1 protein-coding gene is annotated in these 240 nt (G+C 73.8%); it reads right to left on the reverse strand.

Features of this window, described 5'->3' with window-relative positions; genetic code table 11:
- Positions 1–46: 46 nt before the first annotated feature.
- Positions 47–240 (reverse strand): hypothetical protein (locus tag RB628_RS42230; RefSeq protein WP_318325866.1); only part of this gene is annotated, 194 nt, incomplete at its 5' end.

Raw genomic sequence — 240 nt, forward strand, 5'->3', positions numbered from 1 at the left:
GCGGCCCGGCGTACGTCCGCTGCGGTGGCGATGGGCAGTTGGGCGGTCACCGTACTGGCTCCTTGGTGCTTGCCGGGCTCTGGTCGTTGGTGGCCGTGGTCGCGGGGGCGGCTTGTGTGCCGTCGGGGGTCTGTCCGAGCAGCCAGGACGTGTGGAGTCCGGCGGCGGCCGAGTTCGGCAGCGGTACGGCGGCCCGGCGTACGTCCGCTGCGGTGGCGATGGGCAGTTGGGCGGTCACCG

This window comes from Streptomyces sp. ADMS (assembly GCF_033441795.1).
Classification (GTDB): domain Bacteria; phylum Actinomycetota; class Actinomycetes; order Streptomycetales; family Streptomycetaceae; genus Streptomyces.